This window comes from Chondromyces apiculatus DSM 436, assembly GCF_000601485.1.
In the GTDB taxonomy this organism is placed as follows: Bacteria; Myxococcota_A; Polyangia; order Polyangiales; family Polyangiaceae; genus Chondromyces; species Chondromyces apiculatus.
Genome location: NZ_ASRX01000014.1, coordinates 47,824 through 63,050 on the forward strand (window position 1 = coordinate 47,824; position 15,227 = coordinate 63,050).

Annotated in this window: 7 protein-coding genes; 3 read left to right on the plus strand and 4 right to left on the minus strand. The window is 72.4% G+C overall.

Translation table 11 applies throughout. The features are described from left to right. Window positions 1-84: 84 nt before the first annotated feature. Both CAP_RS10035 and CAP_RS10040 read right to left on the minus strand, forming a co-directional pair. Window positions 85-2,664 carry a hypothetical protein gene (locus CAP_RS10035; protein WP_044239103.1) on the minus strand — a complete coding sequence of 860 codons (2,580 nt, stop codon included), beginning with the start codon at window positions 2,662-2,664 and terminating at the stop codon, window positions 85-87. After that, entirely contained in the window at window positions 2,661-6,272 is a 3,612-nt protein-coding gene (locus CAP_RS10040; RefSeq protein ID WP_063748665.1) for a poly-gamma-glutamate biosynthesis protein PgsC/CapC, read from the minus strand. Before CAP_RS10040 ends, CAP_RS10035 begins: the two co-directional genes overlap by 4 nt. A 345-nt stretch (window positions 6,273-6,617) precedes the next feature. On the opposite strand from CAP_RS10040, the gene CAP_RS10045 reads away from it, so the two are divergent. Continuing rightward, complete coding sequence (locus CAP_RS10045) at window positions 6,618-9,062, plus strand: hypothetical protein (protein ID WP_231511277.1); 2,445 nt, start codon at window positions 6,618-6,620, stop codon at window positions 9,060-9,062. 58 nt (window positions 9,063-9,120) lie between these two features. Here CAP_RS10045 and CAP_RS10050 read toward each other — a convergent pair whose 3' ends face one another. Beyond that, a complete protein-coding gene (locus CAP_RS10050; RefSeq protein WP_231511278.1) occupies window positions 9,121-9,864 on the minus strand; it encodes a PspA/IM30 family protein in 744 nt (247 codons plus the stop codon). 58 nt (window positions 9,865-9,922) lie between these two features. Next, entirely contained in the window at window positions 9,923-12,673 is a 2,751-nt protein-coding gene (gene ppdK, locus CAP_RS10055) for a pyruvate, phosphate dikinase (protein ID WP_044239107.1), read from the minus strand. A 178-nt stretch (window positions 12,674-12,851) separates the two neighbouring features. Here ppdK and CAP_RS10060 point away from each other — a divergent pair, with 178 nt between their 5' ends. Together CAP_RS10060 and CAP_RS10065 are read left to right on the plus strand one after the other, a co-directional pair. Continuing rightward, window positions 12,852-14,060, plus strand: a complete 1,209-nt coding sequence (locus CAP_RS10060) for an AAA family ATPase (RefSeq protein ID WP_044239108.1) — start codon at window positions 12,852-12,854, stop codon at window positions 14,058-14,060. A 20-nt stretch (window positions 14,061-14,080) separates the two neighbouring features. Further along, window positions 14,081-15,211, plus strand: a complete 1,131-nt coding sequence (locus CAP_RS10065; RefSeq protein ID WP_081864732.1) for a methyltransferase — start codon at window positions 14,081-14,083, stop codon at window positions 15,209-15,211. Window positions 15,212-15,227: the final 16 nt, after the last annotated feature.

Here is a 15,227-nt window from a genome sequence, read left to right on the forward strand (position 1 = left end):
CTCACATCGGTCGCGCGGAGGGCGCCATGCACGGGCGCTGGGTTGGCAGGGAACGCCTGAATTTCCAGGCTGATCTTGGGGGTGTCAGTCGTCCTCGACCCACACTCGGGGGTCGCCGGACTTGCCCTCGGGAGTTTGGCCGACGAGGACCGCGCCGACCCAGAGGCGGCGGGCCATGCCCTCTTCCTTCTGGCCCTGGAGCCAGAGGCGCACGGTACGGTCGCCGGGGCTGAGGTCGTCGCCGAGGCGGATGACGGCTCGGGCGATGCCGTCAGTCCCGCGGCGTTCGGTGGCGGCTTCCCAGAGGGTGCCGCGACCGAACTCGCCGGTGCGGCCTGCGAGGAGTCCTTTGGGGAGGGTGATGCGGTGGAAGAAGGCGCCGGTGGTGGAGCCGGGCCTGGCACCTTCGATCTCGTAACGTACGCGGAAGGTGGCGTTGCCGCCCTGCGTCACCATGAACAGGACGAGGTGCAGGGTCTCACCCGGGTTCTGCGGGAAGGTGAGCACCATGGGGCGGGTGCCGGCGAGCTCGAAGACGTCGCGGCGGCGGACGATGGCGCCGCCGTCGGCAGGGGCCGCGTCCATGTAGGCGGCGCCGTTGTCGCCGAGGCCCTTGATGGCGAGGTGGTGCTTGCCAGGGGGAAGATCGGCTTCGAGGGTGCCCGCGAGCGCGGCGATGCGGTCCTCGGCGGCGACGGCGCCGTCGGCTTCGAGGGTGACCTGCTTGCCGAGGCGGGAGCGTTCGGCGCGCCAGGTGACGACGACCCGACCGGCGCGGGAGCCCGCGGCCTCGATGAGGGCGACCTTGGGCTCGATGAGCGGGGTCCAGGCATCGCCCGGGTAAGCCTCGCCGGCAGACTGGTAGGCGGGGGAGAGGAAGCGGCGGCGGACGGGGGCGTTCTCGGGGATGAGGGGGCGCTCCGGGACGTCGCCTGGCTCGCGCGCGCCCTTGCCGATCTTCTCGATGCGCACCTGCTCGCGCAGATCGGAGAAGCGGTCGTTGCGCTCCAGCACGTCGAGGTTGGCGGCGCGAACGTCAGTCCAGGTGCTGATGTCGAAGGGGGCGTAGCGCCAGGTCTCGTCCTCCTGGAGAGGGACGCGGTAAGGGATGCGGTAGAGGGTCTCCAGCACGCCGGGCTCCAGGGTGCGCAGGCGGATGCGGGTGCGGGGGTCACCGGTGATCTCGATGCTCTCGGCGCCCTTTGGGACGCGCAGGATGGCCATGCGCGGGTCGGTGGCGTCGAAGCCCTCGTTCCACCACTCGAAGCGGGAGCGGGGGAGGGTAACGTCGAGCCTGGCGGTGTCCAGGTCGCCAGGGCCCCAGCGCGCGACGACGCTGGCCTCGCCCTCCTCGACGCCGGCGCCGAGATCGATCTCGGAGCGCATGAGGATGCCGAGGAACTCCTGGCCAGGGGCGATGCGGGCGACGACGGGGGCGCGGGGGTCGAGGTCGAGGTAGCGCACGATGCGCACGTCGGGCGGGGTCTCGACGCGGAGGCCCTCGGGAGTGGGGCGGTGGAGGATCTCGCCGATCTGGACGTCGGTCTGGTCGCGGGGGACGGCGAAGCGGACGCCGAAGTCGGTGCCGGGCGCGTCGAAGACGACGGTGCGGATGTCGTCGCGGAGGAGCGAGACCACGGCGCGGCCTTCGGCATCGAGGGTGACGGGGAGGGGAGCGACGAAGCCGTCGGCGATGCGCACGGTGCGGCCCGGGGGGCCTTCGAGGTGCAGGTCGGCGGGGGCGCGGAGGTTCAGGGCGGCGGCGTGGCGCTCGCCGATCACGAACTCGCTCGCGCCGCGGCCCTCGGCGCGGGGGTAAGGGGTGCGGAAGCGGCGGAGGAGGAGGCGCGAGACGTCGTAGTCCTTCTTGTCGACGCCCGCGGCTTCGAGGCGGCGGGCCCAGGTGGTGAGGGCGCGCTCGCGGGCGCGGTCGGGCAGGTCGGCGAAGCCGAGCGAGGAGATGTTGAAGACGAGGCGCTGGCGCTCCTCGGAGTCGAGGCTCTGCTCGAAGACGGTGCGGAGAGCCTCGCCGCGCTGGTAGCGCCCTTCGAGCCGGGTGAGGAGGGTGAGGCGGGGCATGACCGGCGGTGCGTTGTAGGCGGGGCGCTCGTCGGGGCCGGGGGGCGGAGGGGCGGGCTTGGCGCGGAGGCGGAGGGTGCCGCCCCGGGGGAGGGCGTCGCTGGTGACGACGAGCGAGGTGCGCGGGTCGGTCACGGGGCCACCGCCCTCGGCGAGGCGCGCCGCGTACTCGCTGGTGGCGGCGGGGCGATCGGGGTCGCAGCTGATGCGGCTCTCGAGATCGAAGTCGTGCTGGGCGACCTGGTGCCCCAGCTCGTCGATGAAGGTGGCGGTGAAGCCGTACGGATAGCGCAGCGCGGAGTCGCACAGCGCATCCCCCTGGGGCGGCAGGGCGGCCCAGGAGGTGATCTCGACGGCGTCGATCTCGATGGGGACCTTGACGAGGAGGTCGCGGCCTTCGTCGACGTGGTAGGCGAGGATCTCGTCCTCGGCAGGGGGCGCGCGGCCGATGGTGGGCGGCCTGCCGACGATGTTGGAGAGGCCGAGGCCGACGACGGCGATGAAGGTGAAAGCGACCGGCCAGCGCGGGTTGCCGACGCGGGTGTTGATGACGCGGTGCTTGGCGGTGAAGAGGCCAATCGTCATGGGGTCGCTCCGGTGGGCGAAGCGGAGGGAGAGCCGGCGGGTGATGCGGCCGGTGCGCTGGAGGGCGTGGGCGAGGGCGCAGGCGCGGGCGTGGGGAGGGAGTGCAGGGCCTCGGGGCCGACGCGCATGGCGCTCGATCCGATGGCCACGGCGCGGCGGAGACGATCGAGGGTGGTCACGCGCTGCGGGGTGGCGGCAACGGCCATGGCGTCGATGGGCAGGAGGAGCGCTTCACCAGGGCGGGCGGTGATCACCCAGGGCTGTCCGCTGCCCCGATCGCGGACGATCTCCAGGGGGCACTGACCTCGGGCGCCGCGCCGCTTGGCCTGGGCTTCGAGGTCGAAGGGGTTTCGCTGCGTAGCGTACCAGCGGAAGCCCTCGACCGCGGCGTCGAGGTCGCAGTCGGGTGGCGCGCGGCGGGTGGGGCAGAGGGAGGCAGGGTCGCCGGAGGCGAGGGTAGTCAGGCCATGATCGGCGAGGAACGTGGGAGGGAGGTCGACGCAGGCGGCGAGCCACGCGGCGCGCGAGGCGACGTCGCCGGGAGAGGCGGTGATGCCGAGGCGTTCGAGGCGCTGGAGGAAGCGGTCTTCCTCGCCGGCCGCGGAAGGGGCATCGGCCTGGTTCGTGGCGGAGGGGGCGCTCACGTAGGTGCGGCGCAGCTCGAACAGCTCGCGCATGGCGCTGCCGAGGTAGACGATGCCGAAGCGTCCTTCGGCGAAGCGCTTGCTGTAAGCCATGCCGGCATCCATGGCCGCGCTGTAGGGGACCTGCTCGCGGGTGCCGTCGAAGATGGTGGTGCGCAGGGCGAGGTCGTCGCGGAAGGTCTGGAGCAAGGGGCGCGCGAAGGGCGGGAAGAGGTCGGGGCGGAACAGCTCGCGGCCGAAGGAGATGACCACGTCGCGGTCGTGGCTGCGATCGGCCTCGATGGCCTGGATGGACAGGGTGTGATGGCCGCGGCCGAGCCAGATCTCGTGCCAGCGCTGGAACCAGGAGCGCAGCCCCTCGCGGCGACGCACGTCGGCGGCGCCCGTGGGATCGGCGCTGGGCAGGGCGCCGGCGATCAGGAGGGATCGGGCGGAGGTGGCGCGCGCGATGGCGAGGCCAGCGCCGAAGGCGCCGATCTGCCAGCGGGGTGCGGGTACCTGGATGAGGAGAGGCGGCGAGGTGCTGGCAAGAGGAGACGCCGGCGGCGCAGGAGGCGCAGCGTCGGCGCTGCTTGTGGCGCTGGCGGTGCTCGCAGCGTTCGCGGATGCAGCGGCGCTGGCGGATGCAGCGGCGCTGGCGGATGGCGCGGCGCTGGCGGATGCAGCGGCGGTGCCCTTGGTAGAGGGGGGCGTGGGCGGAGGCGGGGTGATGTCGAGCGCTGACGGAGCGGTCTGCAGGAGGATCCAGGTGGGATTGCCACGGCGCGCGGGGAACACTTCGCCCTCGGGCGTGGCAGGATCGCCGGGGGCAGGCTCGACGAGGCCCCACGCTTCGGGAGGGCCGCCCTCGGGACCGCCGATGCGCACCGCGCGGAAGCCGAGCCAGCCGAGCACCGCGCGCTCCCAGGGCGAGGGCTCGCCCTCGTCGCCGTCGAGCAAGCGCCGAGCCGCCACGGCGTCGAAGAGGCGCAGCTCTTCGAGGAGAGGCGCGCGGAAGCCGCCCGGTTCGACCGAGGTGAGGCCATACATGCGCGCGGAGAGCTCGTCGGAGAGGCGCCCCGGCCAGCGCAGGGTGGGGAGGACGCCGAGGCGCGTCGCGCCCACGCGCTCGGCGACGCGGAGGGGGATGCGCAGGCGCGGGGCGTCCTGGAGGCGGCCGAGCTCCGAGGCCTGGCGGAAGCGGAGGTCGAGCGAGGCGCTCAGGGCCTTGCTGATCGCGGCGACGGGCAGGCCGACGGCGGAGCCGACCACGTTGAGGGCGGCGCCGCTCTCGCTCGTGCTGGTCTCGATCTGGAGCAGGCGGACCTCGCCGAGGTGGCTCAGCATGGCGACGACGAAGGCCTCGTCGTGGCGGCGGATGGCGGCATGGCGCGAGAGGATCACCACGCCCGAAGCGTCGAGCGCGTCGGCGATCTGCAGCGCCGCCGCGGGGAGCGGGGAGCCGGCGTCCGTGGCGGAGGCGACGATCAGCCAGGGCACGGACGGGGTGCGGGTGCGGAAGGCCGCGCGGGGGACCGTCGGCGCGTGGTCGGCGTCGCGCAGGCGGCCACCGAGGACGATCCACGGCCTGCTGGCAGCGCCCTCCTCGGCCAGCGCGGAGACTCCGGCGGTCTCGGCGTGGCGGCGGGTGTCCTCGGTGAGGTGCCCGCGGTCGAGCACCTCGCGCGCGATGCGGTGGGCGACGACGCGGGCCTCGGTGTCGGCGGCCGTGAGTTCGGGGCTCGGGATCGGGCCGGGGCGCGGCAAGGTGTCGGCGAGGAGGAGGGAGAAGGCGGCGCTGCCGGTCGCGCGCGCGCGGGCCTGGGTGGGCCCGGCCTGCGCAGGGTCCGAGAGCGGGGCTGGCGGGGCGGTGACGAGCGGCGTGCCAGCGAGGCCCGCGGCAATGGGGGAGATGCTCCCGCCAGCGCCGAGCGCGACGAGCACGTAGCCGATCACGTTGCTGACGAGGAACGCGGTGAGCGAGACCTGGAGCGTCGGCATGATCACCACGCCGACGTGCTCCTTGTTCCACATCTTCACGGCCAGCAGGCTGGGGAGCAGGTAGCCGAAGCCGAAGTAGTCGATCATCTGCAGGCCCGGCATCCACTTCGCGGCGGCGAAGCCCATGATGAGCTTGAGGATGTAGCCGGCGATGTAGACGAACATCATCCGGCGGGGGCCCACGAGGAGCATGCGCGAGAAGGGTTTGCGCGCGATGAGAAAGCGCGTGAGGAAGTAGATGACGAGCGCCTCGATGGTGGTGGTGAGGAGCTTCGTGGGCTCGTACCAGGCCACCGCGAGCAGGGCGGGGACGAGGATGCCGTTGTAGTCCCAGCCGTAGAGCACGTTGCCGCGCGCGCCGAGCAAGGCGCCGATGACGAGCAGGAGGTGGGCCTTCGGCGACTCCAGGAACTCGAGCGACAGGCTCTCGTTGAGGACCTGGAAGCGCGAGACAGAGAGGTTCGTGTAGCGCAGCAGCACGCCGAGCAAGGCGGCCGTGACGGTGGTGACGACGGCGAGGCGGGGGCCAGCCTTCTTGAACCCGGAGTTCCAGAAGGCGTTGGCGACGAGGGGGACGAGGACGAGGCCGAGGCTGTACAGCTCGCGGGAGTGGGCGAGGCCGCGGCTCTCGGCGAGGCGAGGGACGGCGCTCCCCTCGATGCCGAGGCGCACGAACACCGCGCCGACGATGAACAGGTAGAACCGCTCACGCCCGAAGGCGGTGGACCACACGCCGGTGCGCGAGACCCACCGCCCGAGGAGCGCGACGAAGGCGTAGGTGAGGACCGACTCGAAGACGATGAAGGCCGCCGTCACCGGGGCCGCGAAGAAGACGGTGGCGAGGTAGCCCGGGACGACCAGGCCGGCGTATGTCCAGCCGAGGGTCTCGGTGAAGAAGGTGCCGATGAGCAGACCGATCAGCACCGCCGTGTGGAGGCTGCGATCGAGGCCGTTGGGGGGAAAGATGTTGAGGGGGAACGTCATCCGGGGTGCTTGCTGCGGTGCGCCGAGAGTACGCTCGCCCCTCCGGATCGGGCGAGGGGTCGGGCGAGATGGGTGATCCGGCCTCCAGGGAGGGGTCCTGCGCCCGCAGGGGTCTCAGGGGACAGGGTAGGATGGCCCACGACTACAGCCCGGATGTCCAGGGAGTACCTGAGTGGGACGTCCGGCGGGTGCGTCCTCGACTGACCCATTCACGCAGGTGTCGCCTCCGACGTGCTAGGCCGCTACCATGGACACCCGCGAGGGAACTGTTCGACTCCCCGCGAATGCCGGTCCCACCCGCAGGATGTCCCTGGCGCGTGAGCTGGCGCTCTTAGTGCGATGAAGATGGCCACCTTCCTCCGTCCGCGGATCCCCAAGCCGTTCCGCACTGCGCGGCCGATGGCCTCTGGCCCGGTGCGGCGGCTGCCGGCGTGGCTTGATGGCGGCGTGGCGGCAGTCGCCGTCGGGATCCTGGTGACGTCGGTGGGGCCGCTTCCAGGCGTGGACGCGGCGGGGCGGGGGTGGGCCGTCCAGGCAGCCGGCGACGCGGCGCCCTCGGAGCGGGCGGTGCTCGTGACGGTCTCGCCGGAGACGCTGCGCGGGGGTACGTGCGGGCGCGCGCTTGCCGAGGTGCTGCGCGCAGGAGAGGTGCGCGGAGCGCTGCTCCTCGAACCCTTGGACGCGCTGTGCGCGCTGGACGCGGCGTCCGGCGCGGCGCTCGACAAGGTCCCCGCACATGCGACACCGCCGAACGCGTCCCTCGGGGTGGGGTCGCTCCACCTGCGCGGAGGCGCGGTGGTGGGGTTCACGCCGGAGGCGGAGGGCGCGCTCGGCACGCTGGGCCTCGTGCCCGAGCGGTGGGTCACGCCGCACGCGGTGCCGGTGATGGCGCTCGGCGATCTCGCCCAGGGCGCCGTGCCCCCGGAGGTGCTGCGCGGGCGAGTGGCGCTGGTGGCCATGGGGACCAGCGGCGCACTGCTTCCTGGCGATGGAGCCGCGGCTTTGCTGGGAGGGCTCGCCGAGGGCGGTGGTCGTCGGGAGGCTCCTTTCTGGGCGGCGCCGCTCTTCGTGCTCGCCGCGGGTGCGCTGATGCGGTGGGCGTCGCGCCGCGGGGTCCTCGCGGCCACGCTGGCGTTCGCGACACTCGCGGCCGCGCTCTTCGGGGGTCAGGTGCTGCTCGCGGGTCGCGTGGTGGCGGGCCTGTTGCCCATGGCGAGCGCATTCCTGGGGATGGCGGTGGCGTTCGTGGGGGTGCTCAGCACGCGGGCGTTCAAGGCGTCGGCGGCTGCGCGCAAGGCCGGGGGGCTGCTCGAGCGGGCAGCGCCGAGCCGGATGGAGAGCATGTACACCCTCTCCGACGCGGACTTCTGGCTGCGCGTGGCGCGGCTCGCGGAGCAGGCGCACCCCTCGGACGCGGCGCTCGTGGCGGATCTGCCGCCGGCAGGCTGGCACCTGCGCTTCTGGAACGACCGTCAGGGCGGCGAGCGGATGGTGGCGGAGAAGCGCCGCGACGTGCGGCGGACGCCGTTCAGCGACACGCCGGGCGTGTACAAGAACCAGGCGCTCAAGGGTTTCCTCACGCGCGAGGAGATGCCCGTGGTCGCCATCCCCCTGATCGCGTCCGGTGATCTCGAAGGGTACGTGTTCCTGTGCGGGACCGCCGCCGAGACGACCTTCACGCGGGAGCCCGAGCGCGCCGAGCGGCTCGGCAGGGAGCTGGGCCTCCTGGCGAGGCGCCGGCGCCTCGCACGCAGCGTGGTGGTGGCGGGCGGTGGGCGCGACAAAGCGCTGGTCACCGGGGCCGAGGGGGTGCTCGGGGATCTGCGTCTGCTCGGCGCGGCGATGCGCGGGACGCCCGCCGAGGTGCTCGTCGCCGACACCTTCGGGGACGTGCGGATCATGAGCCGCGAGCTGCTGGCCTGGCTCAAGGCGCGCGAGGTCTCGGTGCCGCCCGAGGGCCCCGGGGGCGTGCTCGCGCCAGGGTCGCTGTCCCTGAGCGAGGTGCTCGCGGTGGCGAAGGGCGTCGGGGCTGAGAAGGGCGCGAACACGCGCGCGGCGTCGCAGATCCTGACGCGGGTGATGGAGCGCGAGGAGGGCCTCGACGTGCCCGTCGCGGGTCCGGAACCTGCCGTGCTGCACGTGCGCGCCGTGCGTCAGGAGGCCGACGGGCTGTCGTGGGTTGCCGGGTACGTCGCCGCGCTGACGCGCGTCGAGTCCGGAGGGGCCGCAGCGAACGTGCGCTCGATCAGCGGCCGTGACTCGTTCGATCCGCTCGTACCCTTCGCGCTCGGCGAGGTGGTGGTCGACGCGGTGGCGGCGTGCGCGCGGGGCTCGGGTCGCGCGCTGAAGCTCGATCCCATCCGCGGGGCGACGCACACCCTCGGCCACCGCGCGGAGCTGTCCCAGGCGCTGGAGGCGTTCCTGCTCGACATCTCGTCGCGCGCGCTGCCGGGGCACCAGCCGGCAGTGTCGGTGCGGGACACGCCGCAGGGACCGCAGCTCTCCATCCTCGACGTGGGCTTCGGGCTCGGCTTGCCGGAGTCGGCGCTGGAGCGGGTGCTCGTGGCGCCGAGCGCCGCGCCCTCCGGCCTGGAGACGCTGGGGCGGCTCATCGTGGCCGTGGAAGACAGCCACGGTCAGGCGGAGCTGCGCACGAACGACGGCTGGGGCATCACCCTGGTGATGACGTTCCTGCGCGCGCAGCCGCGGCTGGGTCAGGAGACGGCGCGCGCGACGCCTGCGCCTGCCTCGTCTCCGAACGTGTACGCGCTGGGCCGGAAGCAGGGCTGACGAGAGCCGCCAGGGCCGTGGCGACCGTTCGGCAGCGCGGCAGCGCGGCCCGAGCGCTTCAGCTCCCGATGCGGATCTTCTTCTTCAGCGCTGCCAGCTCGTCGTCGACGGCCGAACCGCCCGGCTTGTCGGCGTCCTTCGCAGAGGCACCGCCCCGGCCTTCGAGCTGCGCGAAGCGCGACTCCAGCTCGCTCGCGGACATGCCGCCCTCGCGCAGGGCATCCTCGACCTCGCGGGACGCCGCGACCTGAGCGACCTGGCCCTCGATGTGGTCCTCCATCCGCCGGAACTCGGCGAAGGCCCCGCCGGTCGACTTCGCGCCGAGACCCTCGGCGCCACCGCCAGCCTTGGCCTGACGCATCTGCGCGGCGAGCGTGCCCTTCTTCGCTTGCAGCTCTTCCTGCTTCGCTTCCATCCGCTCGAGTTCGGACTTCATGTTCAGCACCGTCGAGCGCTGCTCCGCGCGCATCGCCTCGGCCCGGTCACGCTCGCTGACGACGCGCTTCTTCTGGACCAGCGCCTCGCGCGCCAGCTTCTCGTCGTCTGCCTTGAGCGCCAGCTCCGCCCGCCGCTCCCACTTCTCGGCCTCGGCGTCGAGGTCCTCGACCTTCTTGCGGAGCACCTTCTCGGCCGCCACCGCGTCCACGAGCTCCTTCCGCGCCGCCCGGATCTGCTCCTTCATCTCCTCGACGATGAGGTCCAGCGACTTCTTCGGATCTTCCGCCTTGTCGAGGAGCGCGTTGACGTTGCTGGAGATGACCTTCCCCATCCGGTCGAAGATGCCCATGGAGGTAGGGTGCACCGCCGGCCCGCCCGTGTAAAGCGCGGGCCCGATCGCGGCGGTGGGGGGGTGGAGAGCTTCAGTCGGTGGCCTTGGGGCCGGCGTGGCTGCCGGCGAGGAGCGACGCCTGGGCCGCGGCGAGCCGCGCGATGGGCACGCGGTAGGGAGAGCAGGACACGTAGTCGAGCCCCGCCTTCTCGAAGAACGACACCGAGGCCGGATCGCCGCCGTGCTCGCCGCACACCCCGAGGTGGATGTCCTTGCGCGTGGCGCGGCCGCGCGCGCAGGCCATCTCCACGAGCGCGCCCACGCCGGGGACGTCGATGGACTGGAACGGATCCTTCGCGAAGATCCCCGTGTCGACGTAGGCGCCGAGGAACTTGCCCGCGTCGTCGCGGGAGATGCCGAGCGTGGTCTGGGTGAGATCGTTGGTCCCGAAGCTGAAGAACTCCGCGTCCTCGGCCAGCTCACCGGCCCGGATCGCGGCGCGCGGCAGCTCGATCATGGTCCCGAAGTGGAACGCCACCTTGCGGCCCTTGTCCGCGAACACCTTCTCCGCGATGCGGTCCACCAGCTCCCGCATCACCACCAGCTCGCGCCGGGTCATGGTTAGCGGGATCATGATCTCCGGGTGCACCTCCACCCCCGCGGCTGCCACCTCGCACGCGGCTTCGAGGATGGCGCGCACCTGCATCTCGTAGATCTCGGGGTAGGTGATCGCCAGCCGGCACCCGCGGTGCCCCAGCATCGGGTTGAACTCGTGCAGCTCCTCGTTCTTGCGCACGACCTCCTGCACGCTCACCCCGAGCACCTGCGCCATCTGTTCGAGCTGCGCCTTCTCCTGCGGGAGGAACTCGTGGAGCGGCGGATCGAGCAGCCGGATGGTCACCGGCAGGCCCGCCATCTCCTTGAAGACGCCGATGAAGTCCTCGCGCTGGAAAGGCAGGAGCTTGTCCACGGCCCGGTGCCGCGCGGTCTTGTCGCCGGCGAGGATCATCTCCCGCACCGCCTCGATGCGCTCCTCGTCGAAGAACATGTGCTCGGTGCGGCAGAGCCCCACGCCCTCGGCGCCGAAGTTGCGCGCCGTGCGCGCGTCGTGCGGGGTGTCGGCGTTGGCGCGGACGCGCATGCGGCGCACCTTGTCCGCCCAGCCCATCAGCTCGCCGAACTCGCCGCTCAGCGAGGCGGCCACGGTGGGCACGGCGCCCTGGTAGACGCGGCCCGTGCCGCCGTCGAGGGTGATCACGTCGCCGGCCTTGAACGACTTCGTGCCCGTGGGGCGCCCGTCATCGTCGTAGAGCGTCACCGTCATGGCGTCGCGCCCCACGCTCACCGACGAGCAGCCCGCCACGCAGCTCTTCCCCATCCCGCGCGCCACCACGGCCGCGTGGCTGGTCATGCCCCCGCGCGCGGTGAGGATCCCCTGCGCCGCCTTCATCCCGTGGATGTCCTCCGGCGAGGTCTCGGCGCGCACCAGGATCACCGCCGTGCCCTGCGCCGCGCGCCGCTCGGCCTCGTCGGCCGAGAACACGATCTGCCCGGTACCCGCGCCGGGGCTCGCTGGCAGCCCGCGGGCGAGGAGCGTCTTCGGCGCGTTCGGGTCGAGGCTCGGGTGGAGGAGCTGGTCGATCGAGGACGGGTCCACCCGGAGGATCGCCTCGTGCTCGGTGATGACCTTCTCCTTCACCATCTCCACGGCGATGCGCACAGACGCTCGGCCAGTGCGCTTGCCGTTCCGCGTCTGGAGCAGGTAGAGCGAGCCGCCCTGGATGGTGAACTCCATGTCCTGCATGTCGCGGAAGTGACTCTCGAGCCGCGCCTGCACCGCCATGAGCTGCTTGAAGGCCTCGGGCATCAGCACCTCCAGGCTGCGCGCATCGTCGCCGCGCCCCTTGGAGATGGGGTTCGGGGTGCGCACCCCCGCCACCACGTCCTCGCCCTGCGCGTTCGGCAACCACTCGCCGAAGAACAGGCGCTCGCCGGTCGACGGATCGCGGGTGAAGGCGACGCCCGTGCCCGAGTCGTCGCCCATGTTCCCGAACACCATCGCTTGCACCGTGCACGCCGTCCCCCAGCTCTCGGGGATGTCGTTCATCTTGCGGTAGACCTTGGCGCGGTGGTTGTTCCAGCTCCCGAACACCGCCTGGATCGCGCCGCGGAGCTGATCCCACGGATCGTCCGGGAAGGGCTTGCCGGTCGCGGCGAGGACGATCTCCTTCTCGCGCGCGATGAGGCCCCGGAGCGCCTCCGGATCGAGCACCGAGTCCGGCACCTTGCGCTCCAGCTCCGCGTTGTTGAGGCGCGAGTGCTCGACCCCCAGGGTGGTCGCGGCCTTCCGGCGCGCGGCGACGAGCGCCTCCTCGAACTGCTCCCGGGCGACGCCGAGCACGACGCCCGCGTAGGTCAGGATGAAGCGCCGGTAGGCGTCGAGCGCGAACCGCTCGTTGCCGGTGCGGGCGGCGAGGCCCGCGACGATGGCATCGTTCAGGCCGAGGTTCAGGATGGTGTCCATCATCCCCGGCATCGAGGCGCGGGAGCCCGAGCGCACCGACACGAGCAGCGGCTCGGTCTTGCTCCCGAACCCCCCGCCCACGATCGTCTCGATGCGCCCCATGGCTTCGGGCAGGCCCGACGCGACCTCCTCCGGCAGCACGGCCCCGCCCGCGTAGTAGGCGGTGCAGACCTCGGTGGTGATGGTGAACCCTGGCGGCACGGGCACGCCGAGGCGGCTCATCTCGGCGAGCCCTGCTCCCTTGCCGCCGAGCAGCGCCTTCATGGTCGCGTCGCCGTCTGCCTGCCCGGCCCCGAAGAAGTAGATCGATCTGGCCATGTCACCACTGACGCTAGTCCCTCTCCGTGCGCGGTGTCGAGGCCCGATCGGCGCGCCGAGGCCTCCGCACCGGGCGCAATCCCGCGGCTTCCGGCGTGCGGCATGCCCAGGCCGACGCTGGACATCCAGACGGCCGCCCGGCACGATGCATCGTCCTCGATCCAGCGAGTCCAGAACGATGCTGACCTCCCTCCGGCTGCGGAATTTCAAGAGCTTCTCCGATCAGACCGTGGAGCTGTCGCCGCTCACGGTGCTCCTCGGGGCCAGCGCCTCCGGCAAGAGCAACTTCCTCGACGCCATCCGGCTCCTCCAGGGGATCGGCCTCGACCTCCCCCTCGCCGACGTGCTTCGTGGGCGCACCGAAGGAGGCCGGGGGATCTGGCCCGGGCTGCGCGGCAGCGCCGAGGAGGTGGCGCGGGGCCGAGAGAAGGTGTTCACGCTGGAGAGCTGCTGGACGCTGGGCCGCCAGGTGCTGACCCACGAGATCTCGGTCCGCGTCGGCGCCGAGCCGCTCGTGGAGCACGAGTCGGTGCGCGCCGAGGGGCTCGGGGTGCTCTTCGACACCCCCGCCGCCTCGCTCAAGGGCTGGGATGGCCTCGCCCCTGGCTCCAGTCCGAGCACCTCCAAGCGCGCCCGCGGCCTTCGCCCGAGCAACGACCGGCACCCGGCGCGGCGAAGCCTGCTCGGCCAGATCGAGCACCACCGCGGCCGCGGCGAAGGCGTGCGCCTCAACGACGTGGTGGAGCAGTGCCACGCCCTCCAGCAGGCGATGCGCAACACCATCTCTCTCGATCTGCAGCCCGCCCACATGCGCGGCTACGCCCACCGCTCCCTCGACCACCTCGGCACGACCGGCGAGCACCTCTCGGCGATCCTTCACCGCATCTGCCAGGACCCCTCCCGCAAGGCCGACCTCACGGCCAAGCTGTCGGCCTTGTACGCGCCGGAGCAGGTCGACATCGACTTCGTGGAGACCGACCTCGGCGACGTGATGGTGCGCCTCGTCGAGCAGGACGGCACCCGCATCTCGGCGCGCAGCCTCTCCGACGGGACCTTGCGCGTGCTCGGCCTCATCGCGGCGGTGATGACCGCGCCCGAGGGCGCCCGCATCCTCATCGAGGCCCTGGAGCAGGGCGTGCACCCGGCGCAGGCGGGTCTGCTCGTGCAGATCCTGGAGGGCGCGACCGGGGCGGGCGGCAGCCAGATCGTGGCCACCACCTACGCCCCGTCGACGCTCCAGGCCCTGTCTCAGGAGGCACGGGGCCGCGCCGTGGCGTTCGGCAGGCGCGCTGGCACGGAGGGCACCGTGGCGCAGCGTCTCGGCGCCATCCCTGGCATCGAAGCGCTGCTGGAGAAGGGCGCCGAGACCTTGTTCTCCGCCCGCTGACCGGAGATCTGAACCACCCCATGCAGGACCCTGTGAAGACCGCGCCGGGGGCCCCGGGCGCTCTGGCCGCGCCGACTGCGCCGACCGCCTCGTCCGCCCCGCGCGAGCTGCGCTTCGAGGCGCAGCGCATCGCCTTCGGCCCCATGATGTTCCACGCGGCCATGCTGCTGCGCGACCTCGGCCTCCTCGCCGCCCTCAAGGCCGCCCACCCCACCGGCCTCACGGCCAGCGCTGTGGCCGCCAAGGCAGGCATCTCCGCGTACGGCGCGCGTGTCCTCCTGGAAGCCGGCCTGGGCATGGATCTCGTCCACCTCGCCGCCCTGGAAGACCCCGAGGGACCCTACCGCCTCGCCCCCCTCGGCGCCGTCTTTCTCCAGGACCCCATGACCCGCGCCAACGCCGACTTCGTGCGTGACGTCTGCTACCGCGGCATGGCCGACCTCGGGGCCTCCATCCGCGAGGCCCGCCCCGCCGGCCTTGAAGCTTTCGGCGCCTGGCCGACCATCTACGAGGGCCTGAGCCAGCTCCCTCCGAAGGTGCAGGAGAGCTGGTTCCGCTTCGACCACTACTACTCCGACAGCGCCTTTCCCGCCGTCCTCCCCCTCGTCTTCCGCGCCCGCCCGCGCCGCCTCCTCGACGTCGGCGGCAACACCGGCCGCTTCGCGCTGCAGTGCGTGCGCCACGACCCTGACGTGCAGGTGACCCTCCTCGACCTGCCCGGCCAGCTCGCGAAGGCCGCCGAGAACGTGGCCGCCGCGGGCTTCTCGGGCCGCATCGGCGGCCACCCCCTCGACCTGCTCGACGCCACGCAGCCCTTCCCGGGCGGCTTCGACGCGGTGTGGATGAGCCAGTTTCTGTGCTGCTTCCCCGAGGAGGACATCGTGCACCTCCTCCGGCGCGGCGCTGCGGCGCTCAACGCGGGAGGGTCGCTGTACGTGCTCGACACGTACTGGGACCGCCAGAAGACGCCCGCCGCGGCGTACTGCCTGCAGGCCACGTCGCTCTACTTCACCGCGCTCGCGAACGGCACGAGCCGCATGTACCACTCGCGCGATCTCCTGCGCTGCGTGGACGCCGCGGGGCTCGTGGTCGAGGAGGACGTGGACGGCCTCGGGATCAGCCACACGCTCTTCCGCTGTCGGGTGCGCTGAAGTTCGGGCGCTCACG

Excerpts from the sequence above, each read along its gene's own strand:
- CAP_RS10065 (WP_081864732.1), top strand. The coding sequence starts at position 14,081 with ATGCAGGACCCTGTGAAGACCGCGCCGGGGGCCCCGGGCGCTCTGGCC.
- CAP_RS10060 (WP_044239108.1), top strand. The coding sequence starts at position 12,852 with ATGCTGACCTCCCTCCGGCTGCGGAATTTCAAGAGCTTCTCCGATCAG.
- ppdK (WP_044239107.1), bottom strand. The coding sequence starts at position 12,673 with ATGGCCAGATCGATCTACTTCTTCGGGGCCGGGCAGGCAGACGGCGAC.
- CAP_RS10045 (WP_231511277.1), top strand. The coding sequence starts at position 6,618 with ATGGCCACCTTCCTCCGTCCGCGGATCCCCAAGCCGTTCCGCACTGCG.
- CAP_RS10035 (WP_044239103.1), bottom strand. The coding sequence starts at position 2,664 with ATGACGATTGGCCTCTTCACCGCCAAGCACCGCGTCATCAACACCCGC.
- CAP_RS10040 (WP_063748665.1), bottom strand. The coding sequence starts at position 6,272 with ATGACGTTCCCCCTCAACATCTTTCCCCCCAACGGCCTCGATCGCAGC.